Annotated in this window: 12 protein-coding genes and 3 pseudogenes; 7 read left to right on the top strand and 8 right to left on the bottom strand. The window is 66.7% G+C overall.

All coding sequences use genetic code 11. The features are described 5' to 3' along the window. Nucleotide 1 precedes the first annotated feature (1 nt). A pseudogene (locus ACFUJ1_RS21350) lies at nucleotides 2–841 on the top strand (IS5 family transposase). Between the two features lie 6 nt (nucleotides 842–847). Here the strand turns inward: ACFUJ1_RS21350 and ACFUJ1_RS21345 are convergent. Next, on the bottom strand, nucleotides 848–2,089 hold the full coding sequence (locus ACFUJ1_RS21345) for a CHAP domain-containing protein (RefSeq protein ID WP_378648066.1): 1,242 nt from the start codon (nucleotides 2,087–2,089) through the stop codon (nucleotides 848–850). A gap of 766 nt (nucleotides 2,090–2,855) precedes the next feature. Here ACFUJ1_RS21345 and ACFUJ1_RS21340 point away from each other — a divergent pair. Together ACFUJ1_RS21340 and ACFUJ1_RS21335 are read left to right on the top strand one after the other, a co-directional pair. Then, nucleotides 2,856–5,006 carry a sensor histidine kinase gene (locus ACFUJ1_RS21340; protein ID WP_378648064.1) on the top strand — a complete coding sequence of 717 codons (2,151 nt, stop codon included), beginning with the start codon at nucleotides 2,856–2,858 and terminating at the stop codon, nucleotides 5,004–5,006. A 93-nt stretch (nucleotides 5,007–5,099) separates the two neighbouring features. Beyond that, entirely contained in the window at nucleotides 5,100–5,741 is a 642-nt protein-coding gene (locus ACFUJ1_RS21335; protein WP_378648062.1) for a response regulator, read from the top strand. Between the two features lie 556 nt (nucleotides 5,742–6,297). Here ACFUJ1_RS21335 and ACFUJ1_RS21330 read toward each other — a convergent pair. The 4 genes and pseudogenes from ACFUJ1_RS21330 to ACFUJ1_RS21315 form a co-directional block, all read right to left on the bottom strand. Further along, nucleotides 6,298–6,678 (bottom strand): hypothetical protein, encoded by a 381-nt coding sequence (locus ACFUJ1_RS21330; RefSeq protein ID WP_378648060.1) that lies wholly within the window; start codon nucleotides 6,676–6,678, stop codon nucleotides 6,298–6,300. Nucleotides 6,679–6,707: 29 nt separating this feature from the next. Further along, nucleotides 6,708–7,270 (bottom strand): annotated as a pseudogene (locus ACFUJ1_RS21325) (IS5 family transposase); the annotation flags it as partial. Between the two features lie 584 nt (nucleotides 7,271–7,854). After that, nucleotides 7,855–8,421 (bottom strand): RICIN domain-containing protein, encoded by a 567-nt coding sequence (locus ACFUJ1_RS21320; protein ID WP_378648058.1) that lies wholly within the window; start codon nucleotides 8,419–8,421, stop codon nucleotides 7,855–7,857. 247 nt (nucleotides 8,422–8,668) lie between these two features. After that, complete coding sequence (locus ACFUJ1_RS21315) at nucleotides 8,669–8,890, bottom strand: hypothetical protein (protein ID WP_378648056.1); 222 nt, start codon at nucleotides 8,888–8,890, stop codon at nucleotides 8,669–8,671. Nucleotides 8,891–9,149: 259 nt separating this feature from the next. Between ACFUJ1_RS21315 and ACFUJ1_RS21310 the strand changes: the two are divergent. Together ACFUJ1_RS21310 and ACFUJ1_RS21305 are read left to right on the top strand one after the other, a co-directional pair. After that, nucleotides 9,150–10,033: pseudogene (locus ACFUJ1_RS21310) on the top strand (IS3 family transposase); the annotation flags it as partial. A gap of 149 nt (nucleotides 10,034–10,182) precedes the next feature. Then, nucleotides 10,183–11,067, top strand: a complete 885-nt coding sequence (locus tag ACFUJ1_RS21305) for a hypothetical protein (RefSeq protein WP_378648054.1) — start codon at nucleotides 10,183–10,185, stop codon at nucleotides 11,065–11,067. A 521-nt stretch (nucleotides 11,068–11,588) separates the two neighbouring features. Here the strand turns inward: ACFUJ1_RS21305 and ACFUJ1_RS21300 are convergent. Then, complete coding sequence (locus ACFUJ1_RS21300) at nucleotides 11,589–12,266, bottom strand: hypothetical protein (protein WP_378648052.1); 678 nt, start codon at nucleotides 12,264–12,266, stop codon at nucleotides 11,589–11,591. A 459-nt stretch (nucleotides 12,267–12,725) separates the two neighbouring features. On the opposite strand from ACFUJ1_RS21300, the gene ACFUJ1_RS21295 reads away from it, so the two are divergent. Next, nucleotides 12,726–14,441 (top strand): DUF3556 domain-containing protein, encoded by a 1,716-nt coding sequence (locus ACFUJ1_RS21295; protein WP_378648050.1) that lies wholly within the window; start codon nucleotides 12,726–12,728, stop codon nucleotides 14,439–14,441. On the opposite strand, the gene ACFUJ1_RS21290 is transcribed toward ACFUJ1_RS21295, so the two are convergent. Beyond that, on the bottom strand, nucleotides 14,425–15,324 hold the full coding sequence (locus ACFUJ1_RS21290; RefSeq protein WP_378648048.1) for an acetaldehyde dehydrogenase: 900 nt from the start codon (nucleotides 15,322–15,324) through the stop codon (nucleotides 14,425–14,427). The two genes, ACFUJ1_RS21295 and ACFUJ1_RS21290, sit on opposite strands and share 17 nt — an antisense overlap. 134 nt (nucleotides 15,325–15,458) lie before the next feature. On the opposite strand from ACFUJ1_RS21290, the gene ACFUJ1_RS21285 reads away from it, so the two are divergent. Then, nucleotides 15,459–16,538 carry an AraC family transcriptional regulator gene (locus ACFUJ1_RS21285; RefSeq protein WP_378648046.1) on the top strand — a complete coding sequence of 360 codons (1,080 nt, stop codon included), beginning with the start codon at nucleotides 15,459–15,461 and terminating at the stop codon, nucleotides 16,536–16,538. Between the two features lie 3 nt (nucleotides 16,539–16,541). Here the strand turns inward: ACFUJ1_RS21285 and ACFUJ1_RS21280 are convergent, their stop codons facing one another. Beyond that, nucleotides 16,542–17,873, bottom strand: a complete 1,332-nt coding sequence (locus ACFUJ1_RS21280) for a hypothetical protein (protein ID WP_378648044.1) — start codon at nucleotides 17,871–17,873, stop codon at nucleotides 16,542–16,544. Between the last annotated feature and the right edge of the window lie 5 nt (nucleotides 17,874–17,878).

Below are 17,878 nucleotides of genomic sequence, written 5' to 3'. Positions count from 1 at the left end.
TCTGAGTAGCGGCGATTGCTATTGTCGTGCAGCATATTCGGTCGTTGCAGCACCCTGGATCGTGGACGACGAGTTGTGGGCAGTGATAGAACCGCTACTGCCAATCAAACCCGCCGGAACACTAGGACCAGCGCGAATGGACGACCGGCGGGTATTCCAGGGCATCCCGTTCGTGCTGTTCACCGGCATCGGCTGGAAAGACCTGCCCCAGGAACTCGGATTCGGATCCGGCATGACCTGCTGGCGGCGAGTTCGAGACTGGACCGAAGCCGGAGTCTTCGACCGGATGCACCAGGCGATGCTGGATCACTGCAACGCTGCCGGATTGATCGACTTCGACCGGGCCATCGCCGACGCCTCCCACATCCGTGGGAAAAAGGGGTCCCGAGACAGGGCCGAGCCCGGTCGATCGCGCGAAGACCGGCTCCAAACACCACGTCCTGATCTGCGGAAACGGCATACCCCTCGTCGTTGATCTCTCGGCCGCCAACCTCAATGACCACCTGATGCTTCCTCCCCTGCTCGACAGTGTGCGCCCGCTACGCGGGCGGCCGGGACGGCCGCGGACCAAGATCTGGGCCCTGGTCGCTGACAAGGGCTACGACTATCCCCGCGTCCACGAAGACCTGCGTGAACGCGCCATCACCGCCCATATTCCGCGCCGCGGCAGCAGTGACAACGTCCAACCGGTTCGTTGGGTGGTCGAGCAGACCCTGGCCCTGCTCCACCAGTTCCGCCGGCTGGCGACCCGGTGGGAACGCCGCCCCGACGTCACCGCGGTCTGCTCTCACTCGGGGCGGCGTTCATCTGCTGGCGACGACTCGGCAACCGAACCCGATAGGTGCTCTTAGGACATGGTGAAGGCGTTGCCACCTCCGATTCGCGACCAGGTGGCGTTGAGCGGACCCTCTTTGACGTCGACGTTTCCGGTGATCAGCACGCCGACTCGCGTGTCGGTGACCTCGTAGTCATCGACGTTTCCGGTCAGCGTCGACCATACCGCGTTGAGCGGTCCCTCCTTGACGATGAGGCTGCCGCCGTTCATCCCAGCCACTCGGTTGGGCGACAGCCTGAACGAGGCGAAGCCGGCACCGACGTAGGTCCACTGCGCGTTCAGTGGACCGACTTTGACGTTGATCACGCCGCCAGTGAGGGTGCCGATGCGGCCCTCGGTGACGTCGTAGTCGTCCACCGGACCACTCAGCGTGGTCCAGGTGGCATTGAGCGGGCCCTCCTTGGCGATCAGGCTGCCGTTGTTCATGCCGACGATGCGGTTGCCCCACATCTTGAACGACGTGAAGCCGCTGCCGATCTCGGTCCACACGGCGTTGAGCGGGCCGTCCTTGACGAAGAGCGTTCCACCCACGAGAATGCCGACACGGCTATCGGTCACCTCGTAGGCATCGACAGCCCCGGTCGTCACCGTCCAGGTCGCGTTGAGCGCTCCTTCCTTGACGAGCAGCTGCCCGTTGTTGACACCCGCGATGCGGTTGCGCGACATCTTGACCGAAGCGAATCCTCCGCCGATGTCGCTCCAGGTGACGTTGAGGGCCCCTTGCTTGACGTAGACGTGGCCGTCTCCGCCCAGAGTGGCGATCCGCGCCGGCTGCTCCGTGGAGCTGTCCGAAAGATCCTTGAAGTGAATGAAGTGGTCCGGCCACTCCACGTCACCCACGCCGATACTCCTACGCATCGACGTACCGTTGAAATTGTCTTCGCTGGTCTCGATCCTGAGGCTCTGCCCCGAACCCGTGACGGTGTCGACGTACGCGACATGCCCAAACTCGAGCGCGGGAGTCGAATATGCCTCCCACACAGCGATGGAACCCTTGGCCGGCGTATTGTTTACCGGCGAGGATCCGGCATTGTTGTCCCAGTCCTTGGCGTGCCCCAGGTTGCCCGGGTTGGCCACGCCGTTCTGCGCGAGGCGAAACGCAGCGTAGTTGGTGCAGTTGTGGCCGTTGCCGTCCGCCGGGTATCCCCACGTCGACTGGCCGCTGAAGCCAGCGAACTCGAGGCACCCGAAGCTCGGTGCGCTGCCGTAGGTTCCACACGTGAGTGTGTGAGCCTGCGCCGGGCCTGCGGCCACGAGTGACCCCGTAGCCACAATTGCCGCACCCGCGACGAAGGCGCCCAAGGGCCTTAACCACCTGGCTGCTCGTCTCCTGGAGTTACTCACCGTCAATCCTTCGGTTCGTACCTAAGCACTAAATGTGCCCGCCATCGAGACGGACACGTGCTGAAAGTAATTTCGCATTGAAATTTCTTTGTATGGACAATAGTATTAATGAAATCCAAACCAGCTCATCGAACGAGCCGGAGGTATTACTCTCCCTATGTCAGAGGGTTATTCAGCTGCTGGGCCGATGCGTCGACCTCGGCGTTTCGGGCGAGGCGACGGCCCCCTGTGAGCGAAAATTGCCCTAAGTCGACGCGACTTCGAAGTGTTCCTGCTGAGGACTGAGCAACGCATCGGGGACTACCTATCGAGAGCGTGGATGAATGGCGTGAGCAAATACCGATGAACCGATACTCAGCAGCCTCGCAGGTGGAGAGTTGCAGCGCTATCTGGTGTTCGCCGGACAACCCGTACTACTGTGGTGCACGGCTGAATGCAGTGCCGGCCTCGCAAATGCCGATCGACCAGGCGGCCCGGCACCCGCTATGTCGGGCCATCGCTGTCCTGCGAAGTTGGCGGTGCTTGGGCCGACCAGCAGCTCGGGTCCTGCTGTGAGAGTGGAGAGCGCGAGTAGTGGGGTGTGGTGAGCCGGGCGGTCGAGGGTGGTGACGGTGCAGCGGGTCCGGGTGACGGTCTCACCGTCACCTCAGTGGCAGGGCGGGCTCGGGGGCTCGGCGTGGTCCTGCTGGCGGCGGTGGAAGCGCTGGCTGCGAGTGCCCACCTCATCGGGGGCACCGGGACCGGCGCGGGGGCGGCGGTCTCTGCGGTCCTGCTGTTGTGGGCGACGTTCAGGTTGGCCACCGATCGACCGGTCCGCTGGTGGCCGGTCCGGGACGTCACGGTCGCGGCTGTGTATGTTCTGGCCACGCCGGTGCTGGTCGATGGTCCGGAATTCACCACTGTGGGGACACCGATGCTCGCGGTCGGTGCGACCGCGGTGGTGGCGATGGCGATCTCGTGCAGTCCGCTGCGCTCGTTGTCGATGGCTCTCGTCGTCGTCGGTTGCTGGGCGGCCGGGGCAGCGCGAGTGCCGGGTGTGGGTAATCCGCTGACGATCTTCAATCTCGACTTCGTACTCGTCGAATGGGCGATGGCGGCAACCCTGCGAGCTTTGGTGCTCCGCGCGGCGGCGAACACCGATATCGCCCAGGCCGAGCTCGCGTACGCCGAGACCGTCGCCGAGGTCGCGACGGCGCGAGAGCGTGCTGAGCGGGAAGCGTGGGCCACGATGCACGACACCGCGGCCGCGACGTTGGCCATGCTGGCGCACGGGGTCCGTGTCCCGGCCGGCATCCTGCACGCACAGCTGCGCCGCGATCTGCGCGCTCTGCGCCGCGCGGGGCTTTACGAGGGCAACCCGAGCATCGAACTGCCACAGGCACTGGCAGAGCTCGGCGAATCGACCCGCACGCCCGTACGGTACGTGGGTCCGGAAACCCTGCAGGTGCCCTCGGAGATCGGCCGTGCTGTGCTCGCCGCGGCGCGTGAGGCGCTGACCAACGTCGATCGCCACGCCGCAGCCAGTGAGGTGAGTATTCGACTCGCCCACGACCGGCTCGTCATCGCCGACGACGGTGTCGGCTTCGATCCCGCTGATCCGCGCGCGGTAGGCGCCCGCTACGGCGTTCGTAACTCGATACGGCGCCGGCTGGCCGACGCCGGAGTGGCCGTCGAGATCCGCTCAGCGCCGGGCGGGGGTACGGAAATCGATATCGATTGGCATTCGATCCCACACACCTCGCCCGGTCCGGCGAAGGTCGACCACAGTGAACGCCTGCTCGGCGGCTACCGATACGGCCTCGTGCTCGTCGCGGCCATCGTCACCGCGATACAGAGCCCTCTGGGGCTTGCGGCCGCCCATCCGACGGGACAATCGCTGGTGCTGGCGGTCGTACTCGCGATCACCGTCATCGCAGTCGTCGACGCTCGCTGGGAGATTCCGATGCTGATGTGGTGGGCCACGATGGTGACCGCCGTCGTGGCCGGACCTATACAGGTGACCTTGCTCGACTCAGCCGATTTCGCCACCGGCGCGAACTGGGCGGTAGGGGCCCTGGGCTGGCACGTTGCTGCCATGTCGGGCAGAAGGCCGACCTGGGCAAGCATGTGGGTGCTGGCCATCCTGTGGGGCGGTGAAGTGGTGGTGGTGATCAGCCATAGTGGACAGACCCGATCCTCGGTCGCGCTGGTGTACGCAGTGATCAGCGTCGCCACGCTGCAGGCGTTGGCGATCTGGTTCAGCAATCTGTTGCGCGTTACTGTCCGCGACAGCGAGGCGGCGTTGACCGGGCTGACCGAGGTACGGGCGGCGGCCGCGGTGCGCGAAGCGCTGCACCACGACAATCTGGTGCGATTACGCCAACTTTCCAGCGAACTCGTTCCCCTACTGACCGGGCTCCTCCACACTGACGATCCGGCCGGAAATCCAGCCGTCCGCGCGAAGTGCCTCATCGAATCTGCCCGGCTCCGGCGGATGTTCGATCCCGTCGAGGTGTCCGCGCACCCGCTGATCGATGAACTGACCGTGGCGATCTCGGCCGCCGAGCGCCGCGGTGTCGTAGTGAAGCGTTCGGTGATCGGGGCTGTGCCACTGCTGTCGGCGCCTGCGCGTAGCAGCGTTCTGGCCGCGCCGATGATCTTGCTCGAAGGCGCTCGCACCCGAGCCCGGGTGGTCTTGATCGGTGCCGGCGCTCGGGATGAGCCACCGACGCTGAGTGTCACCTGCGACTGTTCGGCGGCCGCACGTGACGCTGCGAAGATGTGTACGCCCGATGGAGTTGTGGTGGCTGCGGGTGAACTGGTGTGGACAACGGTACCTCTGGCATAAAGTCGGCGTTTCTGTAGCTGTCCCGGGCACGGGCCCGGACCGTCCCCGAGGAGAACCAGCACGATGTCCGCCCGAGCAGAGGCGATCTTGACCGTGGCTGTCATCGACGATCATTCGGTCGTCACCGGCGGTGTCGCGAGCTGGTGCGCTGCCGCCGATCCGCCCATCGATCTCGCAGCCAGCTACACCAACCCATCTGCGTTCTTCGACGACCCTGCCGCGAGCCCCGCCCAGTTCGACGTGGTGATTCTGGATCTCCAGTTCAACCAGCGGGTCCCGGACCTCGGTGCGCTGACCCAGTTGTGCGAGGGCGGGTTTCGCGTCGTGGTCTACTCCAGTCACGCCGACGGCGACCTCGTCCTGGACTGCCTCGACATCGGGGCGGCTGTCTATGTTTCCAAAGAAGAACAACCCGAACAGCTGATCGCGGCAGTGCGCGCGGCGGCCTCGAGTCGGGCTCACGTCACCGGCGCAATGGCGCAGGCTATGGCACAAGATCACCGCCCGACCCGGCCAGCGCTGTCGCCGCGCGAGCGTCAAGTATTGCTGGCCTGGTTCCAGACCGAGTCCAAAGCTCTCGTCGGTCGACACCTGCACATCACGCCCGGCACGGTCGGCACGCATCTGGAACGGATCCGCACGAAATATGCCGCTGTAGGGCGACCTGCTCCTACCAAGGCAGCACTCGTCGCGCGGGCGATCCAGGACCGCCTGGTCGACGCCAATGATCTCTGACCTCTGCCAGCCGGCGAGGCGGAACCACCTGCGATGGCGCTGGCCGGGGAGCGGCACGCGAGACTGCGGTGGTCATGAATTGCGGCAATTTCGCTGACGAGCAGGAGCAGTCCGTGGAGTCGCGGGGGACAGGCATCGGGGCGTCAGGGTCTCGATCCGCCTTCGAGATTCCCGATGGAGCGTGACTTGCCCAGAACCGGCTCGAAGCGGATACCGTTGACAGGCAGCGAGTGGGGTGCGCGGAGACCGGGGGAGCGCGTGCAGTTTGTCGATGAGGGGCAGGAACCGACCGCGTCCAGTGAGGCGATGTACGTCGATGGATGACCTGATGGACAGGCCGCTACCGGATCCCGGGAGTGGCGATGGGCGGGGTCATCGTGCCCGCGGTCAGACTACGCCAGCGCGCCATTGAAACCGACCTGATAGTCCTCACCGCGCAAGGCTGCGCCTCTATCGAGGGCAAAGGCATGCGCACCCGCGAGAACGGAACATGCAGTGCCCGCTCAACGGGCCATGGACGATGCCCGATATCACCGACGATCCCGACGGCAGCGAGTCAAGGGACGGTTCCCTCGGGTGCTGGGGCATCCGACCCCTCGTGCTCGGCCAGCAGATCCTGCGCGCGCTTCATCATATCTGCACGATCCCACTCCTCCTGATGTAGTTCGGCGTAGGGAAGCTCTCGGTGTTCCTGGAGTGGGACCAGTCGCTGAGAGCAGATGTTTGTTCCCGCCCCCTCGATCGTCGGGTCCCACCAGAAGATGGCGCCGATCGGACCATTCTGGACCTCGGCAACGAAGGTGGCCAAAGGTCCCTTGGAGGGCTTCTCTGGCGCGTGCATACGGTTCGCGTATGGGCAGAACCCGCCTGCGCCGGAACGTTGAAACTGGTCGTAGTTCGAGAAATCCCGATAGAGAACGAGAATCACTTTCGGCATTCCCGGCGCACCGTTCATAAGACCGTGTCTCAGGTGGGCTGGTTCACCTTCGCAAGTTTCTTGTACCCGGTCAACGCCGCCGCGAGGGTGAGGAAGCCCAGAAAGTGCGCGGCCTTGCGGTCGTAGCGCAGGTCGAGCCGGTGGTAGCCGGTCAGCCAGGAGATCGTCCGCTCGATCACCCACCGGTGCCGGCCGAGACGCTCGCTGGACTCGAAGCCCCTGCGCGCAATGCGGACTCCGATGCCGCGGTCGCGGACCCAGGCACGGACCTCGGCGTGGTCATAGGCTTTGTCGGCGTTCAGCTTCGCCGGCCGTCGTCGGCGAGGTCCGCGCCGGGAGCGAACCGCCGGGATCGCCCGGACCAGCGGTCGCAGAGCTTGGGCGTCGTTGGTGTTGGCCGCCGAGACCGCCACCGCGAGCGGGATCCCGGCGCGGTCGCAGAGCACATGCAGTTTCGAGCCGGCCTTGGCGCGGTCGACCGGGCTCGGGCCGGTCAGATCGCCCCCCTTTTCGCCCGCACCGACGCCGCGTCCACCACCATCCTCGACCAGTCGATCGATCCGGACGCACCAAGCTCGTCGAGCACCACCCTCACTCGATCGACGCATCCGCTGTGAACCAGTTCGGCAAGTCGACAACCGTGCCCCGTTCGCGCATCCAGCGCGGCAAAGAGCACCGTAACGCCTCACTTCGCCGGGCGAGGCCGACCGGTGAGAATCGACGTCTTGGCGCAGAACCTGTCGTTGCCACTTCCCCGGAGAAGCCGGCCGCGCCATCGGCCGGGGAGAGCCACACAACCCCGGCCAGCAGCAGTCCGCGGTCGATCCCAAGCAACAAGTCCCTGAACATGACTCCGCCGTAGGAGCCTGTTGCCCGATCCTGCGCGCACACGCCACCGGCAGCGCCATCAAGCCCCCGAATCTTTTCACCCGTGCTCCGCACAAGCGACTTAGCCAACGTGACCGCGATGGCGCCGCCGTACAACAAATCTAACCCTAATCGCGCCACCGGCGCGCTTGTAAATGATCGCGCCAAAGGGATGCTCGGACATCCCCGGGCGGCAGTACCTCCCTGGTGGACGAGCAGGGATTGCCGCTACAGGCGAGGAAGCCCTGCGGCGGAACGGCATCGGTGCGAGACGCTGGCCAGCGGACCTCTCGATGACCACCTGGCGCATCAGAGAGGACGCGCGATCGTCCACTGCTGGCAGCCGCCGTTCCAGTTCGTCCACATCAGCGGCTTGGATGGATCGCTGATGCTATGTCCCTCACCCGCGGCAGGTAGCTTTGCTGAATAGTCGGCATCGAGCGCGTGAGCTGAAACGACAGATTCGATCTGAAAGGCTCTCTGGTCATCGCTGCGCGTCAATTGCCACTGCTGTTGTGGGTAACCGCGATACGAATCGAGCCATACTCGCGAACCATCCGTCGGCGCGTTCTCGGTAGTCAGTACAAGGCCGCCGATCTCACTGGCGATCAGCACCTTCTTGCTCGGCAGCTTGATGATCCGCCACCTCTGCCACGGGTCGCCGTGAACGGTCCACATGACCGGCTCTGTGTTCCGATGAGGGTCAGGTGTGGAATCCAGCGCCAGGCCGGACCAGCGATCGACGATGATGCACTGGCCGCTGAACTTCGATTGCCGCTTCCATACCTGACCGAGTGCCCGTGTCGAATTCGGCCCCATCTCGATCTGCAGGAATCCCGGGATTCCGATCTTCCAGTTGAAATCGTTCGCCGTCATATGCCTTCCTGTACTCATCCGGACTTTCGGGATTGTCAGTCATGGTGCTTCACAGAATTGTTCGCTCGCGGGGCCAGGCGCAGAGGCCGTCGGTGGGGCGGGGTCGAGTCGGTGGAAAGATCAGGTTCGGGATTCCCCGCGGGGATCCGAGGGTGCCCTGCAGGCGCTGCATCGACTTCGGTGTGTGGCCCAGGCGCTGATCCTCGGGGACCTGTACGGTGAGGTCGCTGGCTGTGGCCGCTTCTTACTACGCGGTGGGCAGGTCTTGCTCGAATCCGGGGTCGACGTCGTGCCACGTCTCCGGGCCCGACAACGTCTGGCCGGGTGGGCGGAACAGGTCCCCGTAGAACCCCGCCTTGCTGTCGGGGAGCTTGTCCGCGGCGGGCAGGACCAAGCCGCTGTTGAGCGCGGGCAGCCACTCGGTGAGCATGGCCTCGCTGCCGGAGACCTGCTGGCCGATCCCGTGCACACACCGCCCGTGCCATTACAACACTCCACCTTGCTCGCCACCGAGGACTGCCCCCGATGTGATCGCTTGTGCGCTGCCGCCGCTCATCGGTTGGCGGAGGAGGCAGCCTTGTAGTCAGATCTAACCTCACAGCCATCTCAGCTACGAGCCGAAATGGGCGCTGGTGCCCTTGCTGCTGTCACAATGTCGATCGAACGATCGACACTGAACCGCCCCGGGTTTGGTGCTCACCTTCTTTCTTGGGAAGGATGGGCAGATCATGCCTGCGAAGTACGACGAAGCGCTCAAGGCCAAGGCTGTCCGGCTGGTCATCGATCATCGTGAGGACTACGACAGTGAGTGGGCCGCGATGAAGGCGGTCTCGGCGCGGCTGGGGATGACCACCGAAACCCTGCGTAAGCGGGTCCGCCAAGCCGAGATCGACCGGGGTGAGGTCGAAGGGGCGACGACGGAGGCAGCGCGGACGATCCGTGAGCAGAAACGCAAGATCGCCGAGCTGGAGCAGACCATCGAGATCCTCTCTGCAGCAACATCTTTCTTCGCGCGGGCGAACGACCCGCGACGGACTTCATCTGCAGGTTCATCGCCGAGCATCGAGCTCGGTTCGGGGTCGTTCCGATCTGCCGTGCGCTGAGCGCGCACGCGTGCACGATCGCCCCGAGAACCTTCCATGCCTGGGCGCGTCGGGCGCCGTCGAAACGGGCCCTGTGGGACACCGCCCTCACCGAGATCCTCGCCGGCCAACTACGAGCCCGATGAGCGCGGCCGGCGAGCGCCGGAGTCGTTGTACGGGGCGGTGAAGATGTGGGCTCACCTGCAACGCCAGGGCATCGCGGTCGCGCGGTGTACGGTGTAAAGGCTGAAGCGCGCCAACGGCGGGAAAGGTGTCGCGCGGTGCAAGAAGGTCCGCACCACAGAACCGGACCCGGCCGCGTCGAGGGCACCGGACCTGGTCGACCGGCAGTTCCGGGTCCCGGCGCCGAGCATGCTGCTCGTCGCCGACTTCACCTACGTCCGCCTGACCACGGGCGTGTTCGTCTACACCGCGTTCGTCGAGTCCGCGATCCGGCAAGCGGCCGCGCAGCGGGCCCGCGAAGGCGTTCAATCAGTGGAGCGATACATCATTCCGACGCGGGCTCTCAAGGCGGATTCACTCCGCGCCGCGTCAAAATAACACCGCCCCGGTCGAAGCCGTACGCCGACCAACCGAACCTACTACGATCGAGCGAACCCGAGCTTTAGTACTACTGCGGAAGTTCGGGATCGCGTTGATTCCGACCAGGAGAGCACAAATGACCCGATCGGCTGGCAACAATAGTCTCGTTTCGTCAGAATATCTCGCTACTATTATTGGTTCATTTATTTCGGTAATTGCAGGCATCGTCTCATATCTAGCTGGAGTGCCAGCAGATACCAGCTTCATAGCTAGCCTGGTCGGCGTCGGCCTGTCGCTTCAGGCAGAGATACTGGTAAGAAATGCAAAGTTCCGCCAAGCTTTCGCTGACATTGGGGAGATCACTTCGACGGCTCTGCGTTACCCGGAGCATGCCATGAATGTAGTGAAGATTCTCCGATCGATCGATCATCTCGCGGATGTTTCTGCACGAGACCGCGTACCAAACACAATTGCGGATCCGGTGTTCCGGGCACGCGCGGAACGAATTCTCGGGAAGTGTCGCGATGATCTAGAGAGCCTGGCGCGAGGAACATTCCGTGCTACCCAGTACGAGCTGACAATACTGATTGACGCTATTAGCAGAAGCGCGCGTTACGTCAAAGCAGTTTCCATTCAAGACGTTGACCAGCTTAGCTATCAGCTACTCGGAAACCATCAGGATTATCTCGCAGCGCAGAAGGATGCAGCTGACCGCGGGGTAAGAGTGGAACGCATATTTGTCCATGCTCGTCGCGATGCGCAACTGTTGCAGATAATGAGAGATCAAGAGTCGGCTGGCTTTGCCGTCTATGAAGTCGATATAAATACCGTCCCCTCGAACCTGCGAGTAGACTGCGCGATCGTAGACTCCCTCTTCTACGTGCGAATCGAAAACGGGCCAACCGGGGTCGTTGTTGGAAATCGCTATTCCAAAAACGATACAGAGTTGGCGACCCGCGTTTCCGAGTTCGAAGAGCTGAAGTCGATAGCGAGAAGGTTCTCTGCAGGCAACGAAAGCTAATTTGGGAGGGCTGCCTTATTGATCCGACCTTCCGGCTCGAAGCGAACCCTCTGGTAATTCTTCAAACAGTCAGCCTGGCCATCTTCCTGAACCTGCCTACTTTCGGTGGATTTCACGATCGTTCCGTACCGCAGGTAGTATTTTCGCAGCTCACCCAAATAGCCGATTATTGCACGAGGTGAGGTTAGGCGACGCCAGTTTGGGCATTACCGATTAGTTCGCAGAAGCAAGAATGTTCGTGCTGGCAGCCGGTTCCGTAGGGGCGTGCGCAACCGCCGAGCTCAACCTTGTGACGGTCGAAGTGCTCGAAGAATTCGTTCCACTCGCCCTCGTCGAGGTCGCGGTACTCCGCCGCGGGCCGCAGCTTGCGGCGCTTGTCGAAAAGAGCTCAAGAGTGACGGAGGCGTTCGGCTCCTTCGGGCCTGCGGCGTGCCGGGCCGACCGCGGACCCGCATCCACGCCACCCGGAACAGCCCCGGATCCGGGTGAGGCGGAGCGTGAACAGGGTGTGCCGCTGTGGGTCAGGCCTCGGCGCGCACGAGCGTGGAGCCGGTGGTCTTGCGGGGCGCGTGGGGGTTGTCGCCCTGAGACAGCAGCTCCCACACCCGGGCGCGTTCGGCGCCGAGGTCGACCGGACCGCCGGCAAGGGCGGCGAGCAGCTCGGCCATGGGCCAGCGGTGCAGCCGGCCGTAGCGGGCGGAGTAGAGGGCCAGGGCGCGGATCCGGTAGGTGTCGTGGGTGTCGAATAGGGTGTAGCCGAGCATCTGGTGAATGTCGCTCGTGCTTTGGGAGTCCAAGTGCTGTCCGGTGCGCACGTTCGCGGCGCCGAGGCGTGTTTTGACCTCGATGAGGGTGCCGTCGACGATCAAGTCGGCGTCGGCGGCGCACAGGGTGGAGGCGGTGAAGACCGGGCCCTGCTCCATGGTGGCCGGAGCGGCGAGAAGCTCAACGAACTCGGCGGTGGCCAGAACATGCATGGCGTGCAGCTGGTCGATCGCATCGGCCGAGGCGAGTTCGAGCAGGTGCTCAGCGGTGAAGCGGCCGCCGCGCAGCAGCTCGGCCAGCGGGGAGGTGGGGAAGAGAAACGGGTTGCGGTAGAGCTCGGTGCACAGGACCAGTACCCAGCTGGCGCGGATCGCGACCTCCAGTGCCTCCGCTGTGGCCGAGCGGTGCGCGCCGGTTCCGGCCAGCGCCGCCACCGTGGCGACAGTGTCGCGGCGGTCCAGGTGCTCGAAGATCGGACCGGCCAGCAGGGCGACCCGGGGGGGACGTAGCCGGTGTCGAAAGCGGCGCGCAGCAGGAAGTCGAAGGCGGCGCCAACCGTTCCTGGTGCGGTGCCGGTGCCGGGCACTTGCAGCGTGCCGGCGTTCGCGCGGAAGGCCGGCTGGATGGGCTTGATGTTCGGGTAGCGCTGGTCCAGATAGTGGCGCAGCGGGCAGGTCTTGTCGCCGATGGACGCGGTCAGATTCACGCAGTCATAGCTCATGGGCATCACTATGGCGTCGGGCACCGACAAGTGAGCCTCGCCGGCTGCGGAGCGAGGCCCGGCGTCCGGTCGGCTACGAGAGGCGTTCGCGGACAATCGATTGACAGAAAACTGCAACACGTGTCACCGTATCCGGGGCCGCCCGGCCCGGACGCTGTACGCGGAGGTACCGATGGGTTTTCGCACGCCCGACCTGCCGGTCGTCGACCTGGAGACCTGGCGCGCGGGAACCCGCGGCGAGCGCATCCGGCCCATGGCGCGGCACTGGGCGGAGGTCGGGTTCGGGACGCCGGTGGTGCTGCACCTGTTCTATGTCGGGAAGATCCTGGCGTACCTGCTCGCGCTGTACCTGATCGCGCTGTCAACGGAAGGAATCGACGGCCCGATCGGGCAATGGTGGACCGAGCCGATCGTGTTCCAGAAGGTCGTGCTGTTCACGCTGCTGTTCGAGGTGGTCGGGCTGGGCTGCGGGTTCGGGCCGCTGAACAATCGGTACAACCCGCCGATGGGGTCGATCCTGTACTGGCTGCGGCCGCGCACGATCCGGCTGCCGCCGTGGCCGAACGTGATCCCGTTGACGAAGGGCACCGCGCGGACGCCGGTGGACGTCGCGCTGTACGCGGCGCTGCTGGTCGCGGTGGTGATCGCGCTGGCCGGCGATGGGACAAGGGCGAACCCGGGGTACGGCGTCGGACTGCTTCCGGTGTGGCAGATCGCGCTGATCCTGGCCCTGCTCGCGGTGCTCGGGCTGCGCGACAAGGTGATCTTCCTGGCGGCGCGCGGGGAGGTGTACGGAACCCTCACCGTCGCCTTCCTCTTCAGCGGCGCCGACCTGATCGTGGCCGCGAAGCTGGTATTCGTGGTGATCTGGATGGGTGCGGCCACCTCGAAGCTGAACAAGCACTTCCCGTTCGTGGTGGCGACCATGATGTCGAACAGCCCGCTGGTCCGGTCCAAGCGGCTCAAGCGGTCGTTCTTCGAGAACTTCCCGGACGACCTGCGCCCCGGCGGGCGGGCGCGGTTCTTCGCGCACGGCGGGACGGCGGTGGAGCTGCTGGTGCCGGTGGTGCTGTTCTTCGCGACCGGGAGCTGGCTCACCGCGGTGGCGGCCGCGATCATGGTGACCTTCCACCTGGTGATCCTGACGGCGATCCCGATGGGGGTGCCGCTGGAGTGGAACGTGTTCATGATCATCGGGATCGTGATGCTGTTCGTCGGCAATGCTGGGGTCGGGCTCGGCGATCTCGAGCACCCGGCGGTGCTGCTGCTGCCCGCGGTGAGCGCGGCGGTCGTGATCACGGGGAACCTGTTCCCGCGGCGCGTCTCGTTCCTGCCCGGCATGCGGTACTACGCCGGGAACTGGGACACGACGGTGTGGTGCGTCAAGCCGTCGGGGGCGGCGAAGATCGGCGAGCACGTGGTCGCCATCGCCTCGATGCCGCAGGCGCAGCTGGAGAAGTTCTACGGCGAGGGACGAGCGGAGATCCTGCAGTATCTCGGCTACGCCTTCCGTGCCATGAACACGCACGGCCGCGCGCTCTTCACCCTGGTGCACCGGGCCATGCCGGAGGGGCGCGAGGGCGAGTACGTGATCACCGACGGCGAGCGGATCTGCAGCACCGCGCTCGGCTGGAACTTCGGCGACGGGCACATGCACAGCGAACAGCTCATCGCCGCGCTGCAGGAGCGCTGCGGGTTCGAGCCGGGTGAGGTCAGGGTCGTGCTGCTGGACGCGCAGCCGATCCAGCGGCAGACCCAGGCGTATCGGCTGGTCGACGCCGCGACCGGCGAGTTCGAGCGCGGCGAGGTGCGGGTGGCCGATATGGTGACGCGCCAGCCCTGGCAGGACGACGTTCCCGTCACCGTGACGTTCAGCGCGCGGAGCTGACCGCGATCCGCTCCGCGATCCGGACGGCCGCCGCGGTCATCAGGTCCAGCCCGCCCGCGTGCACGGGCAGGTGCGCGCCCGCGCCGGTGAGCTTCAGCCCGACGGTCACCTCGTCGGTGCGTTCCCGGCCCGGCTCGATCCCGACCTCGCCCGCCACCCGGAACCCGGGGGAGTAGCAGGCGACCCGGCTCGCCGCCTCCCGGACCGCGGCGGCGACGGCAGCGCGGCCGCGGCGGTCGAGCGCGCCGACGGCGGCGCGCAGCGTGGCGACGGTGGCGCGCGGCGGGTCGGTGCGGTCCAGGCTGAGCGAGGCGCGGCCGCGCAGCGCGCCGCCGACGGCGGTCAGCGCGTGCGCGGTGGTGTCGGTGAGCGCGGCGATCCGATCCCTGGTCATGGATGCTGCCGGGGTGCCCGCCACCACGGCGGAGACCGTGGCCTCCAGCACCGGGGTGACGGTGGCGATGGCGGCGACGAGCGGGACGGTCGCCTGGGCGCTGCCGGTGAGGACATTGATGTTGCCCGCGCCGACGTGCGCGTCCAGATTCACCCCCGGCACCACGTGGGCACCGAGCGCGGACTGGGTGAGGTGCACGATCCGCTTGCCGTGCGCGGCCAGCGCGGTGACATTGGCGCGGTGCGCCCCGGCGGTGGTGGCGTCGAAGACCAGCGCGATGTCGGCGAAGTGCGGCATGGCGAGCAACCCGGCCAGCCCGCGCGCGGAGGTGGGGACGCCCAGCTCGGCGGCCTGTACGAGCCCGGGTGAGTCGGGGTCGATGCCGATCAGGGCCGCCATCTCCAGGGTCGGGGCGCCGTGCAGCACCTTCATCATCAGATCGGTCCCGACGGGGCCGGAGCCGATGACGGCGACCTTGGTTGGCTGCATGGGGTTGTTCCTCCGGGACACCTCGAACGTAAGGTGAACCTAAGCTGCTCCGGCGCCGGGCAGAAGGATAGTGCCGGACAAGGAATTGATGAAACCGGCCATTCGGTTGCGGAAGAGTCGCTAGGGTGCGATCCATGCCGATCGGAAGACCGCGGCCGTACCGGGCGACCGGGGAGATCGCACCCGAGGTCCCGCGCCCCGGGCTCGGGATCGCCATTATCGTCGAATTCGCGCTGGAGCGCGGGCTTTCTCCCGCGGCGGTGCTCGCGGGCACCGGCGTGCGCACCCCGGAGCTGCTCGGCCCCGACTCCGTGGTCTCGGCGAAACAGGAGCTCACGGCGCTGCGCAACCTGGCGTCCGGGCTGAGCTACCCGCCCGCGCTCGGCCTCGCGCTCGGCCGCTACTACGGCGTGAGCACGCTCGGGGTGTACGGCTACGCCTGCCTGACGAGCGCGACGGTCGGCGCGGCGCTGCGCGTGGCGGTGGAGTTCTGGGAGCTCAGCTACGCCTTCGGCGGGGCTCGGATCGAGGTGGATGCCGAGCTGCTGCGGGTGCACTACCTGGACCACGGCCTCCCTGAGGAGCTGCGCCCGCTCATCATCGAGCGCGACCTGCTGGCCGGCTTCTCGGTGATCGCGGAGATGGCGGGCGCGGCGGAGCTGCCGAGCGAGGTGCGGCTCTCCTACCCGGAACCGGAGCACGCCGACGCGCTGCGGCGGCTCATGGGCCGCCCGCTCCGCTTCGACCAGCCGGGCAGCTCGGTCGACTTCCCGGTGGCGGTGCTGGATCGGCCACTGCCGCACGCCGACGCCGAGACGCACGCCCGCTGCGTCGAGCAGTGCCGGGCGCTGCTGGCCCGCCGCCGCGACCCGTACGCGGCGGCGCTGGCGCGCGAGCTCCGCTCCCGGTTGGGCGCACCCGGCGGCGGCGCGCCCTCGTTCGAGGACCTGGCGGCGCGGGCCAGCGTCAGCCCGCGCACGCTGCGCCGCAGGCTGGCCGCGGCGGGGACCAGCTTCCGGGTGCTGCTGGATCAGGCCAGGCACGCCACGGCCGATCGGCTGCTCGCCGAGACGACGGAGTCGGTGGAGGAGATCGCGGTGCGGCTCGGCTACGCGGAGGCGGCCAGCTTCATCCACGCGTACAAGCGGTGGACCGGCACCACCCCGGCGCGGCGCCGGGCGGAGTTCGCCGCCCGGCGGCACCGGCTGCGCTGAACCTCACCAGTGCGTGCCCGCGAGCCCCCAGGAGTCGAGCTCGGTGGCGATCGCCTTGCGCAGCTGCTCGGCGTCGCCGAAGTGATCCGGGTCGATGCCGAAGAAGGTGAGCGTGATCTTGTCGTCGTACTCCACCGCCCAGGCGGCGATGGCCGGGCCCTGCCTGCGCCGCTCGGCCGCCGACTGCCCCTGCATGATGGCGCGAATGGCGAACGACTCGGCGCGCTGCCCGCCGATCTCGAGGGCACTGTCCGGTGCGGCGCCCAGGTTGGAGACGGTGGTGTCCGGGCCGGGGACCGCGCGCATGAGCTTGCGGATGACCGCCTTCGGCAGCAGCCGGACCACCGGCTGCAGGTTCTCGGTGAGCGTGTCGTCGCGGGTGCGGTACTCGATGAAGGCCTGTTTGCTCAGCGCGCGGATCTCGGCGAGCCCGGCGTCCGGGCCGATCTCACCCGGCACCCGGATCCAGACGCCGCCGGAGGCATTGGCGCGGTCGTCGCCGTCCTCCCGGTTGCTCACGGCGATGCAGACCTTGAGCAGCCCGTCGGGGGCGAGCGGGTAGCCGGAGCGACGGACGAGGCCGCCGAGCAGCGCGGTGAACAGGGTGGCTCCGGTGCCGCCCGCCGCGGTCGCGGCCGCGGTCCAGGCGTTCCGGTCGACGTCGACGATGGCGAGGGTGGAGCCGGACTCGGCGGTTCCCGAGCGCGGCGCGGCCTTCGCGGCGACCGGCTTCGCGCCGGACTCGGCGGCCTTGCGCTGCCGCCACAGCTCGGTGCCGATCACCCGCGCCGACGACGCCGCCTCGCCGAGCGCGGTGCGCGAATCCTTCAGGTCGGCGCGGACTCTCGGCCAGCCGCGCACTTCGTCCTCGCTGGGCAGGCCGCTCATGGAGGTGCCCGCGTGCGCGGCGGCGAAGGCGTTGTAGAGGCCCTGGCCGTCGGTCACCATGTGTGAGATCAGCAGGGAGAGCACGAATTTCCCGGACACCGTGTGGGTGCCGACCAGCTGCCAGCCGCGCCCGGCGGCGGGGTCGAGGTCGGCGGTGCGCAGGGTGCGGTCGGCCCAGGCGCCGATCTCGCCGTCCGGCACCGGCTCCGGTTCGATGCGCAGCACCGGCGGGTGCGGCGAGCGCACCCAGCGGTGCCTGGCGAACGGGACCACCGCGGGAACCACCTTGCGGCTCAGTAGCCCGGCGGCCAGCTGATCCCCGAATCCGGCCAGCGCGGCGGGATCGGGCTCGGCGGGGAAGATCCAGGCGTACTGGATCGGCGCCGCCATCCCGAAAAGCCGTTCGGCGAGGAGGTATGACTCGTCTGCTCCGGCAACACGGTCCATTCCCG

This window comes from Nocardia sp. NPDC057227 (assembly GCF_042669725.1).
GTDB classification, from domain to species: Bacteria; Actinomycetota; Actinomycetes; order Mycobacteriales; family Mycobacteriaceae; genus Nocardia; species Nocardia asteroides_A.
Note: the sequence above shows the minus strand (reverse complement) of the source record. Positions and strands in the feature narration are given on the sequence as shown.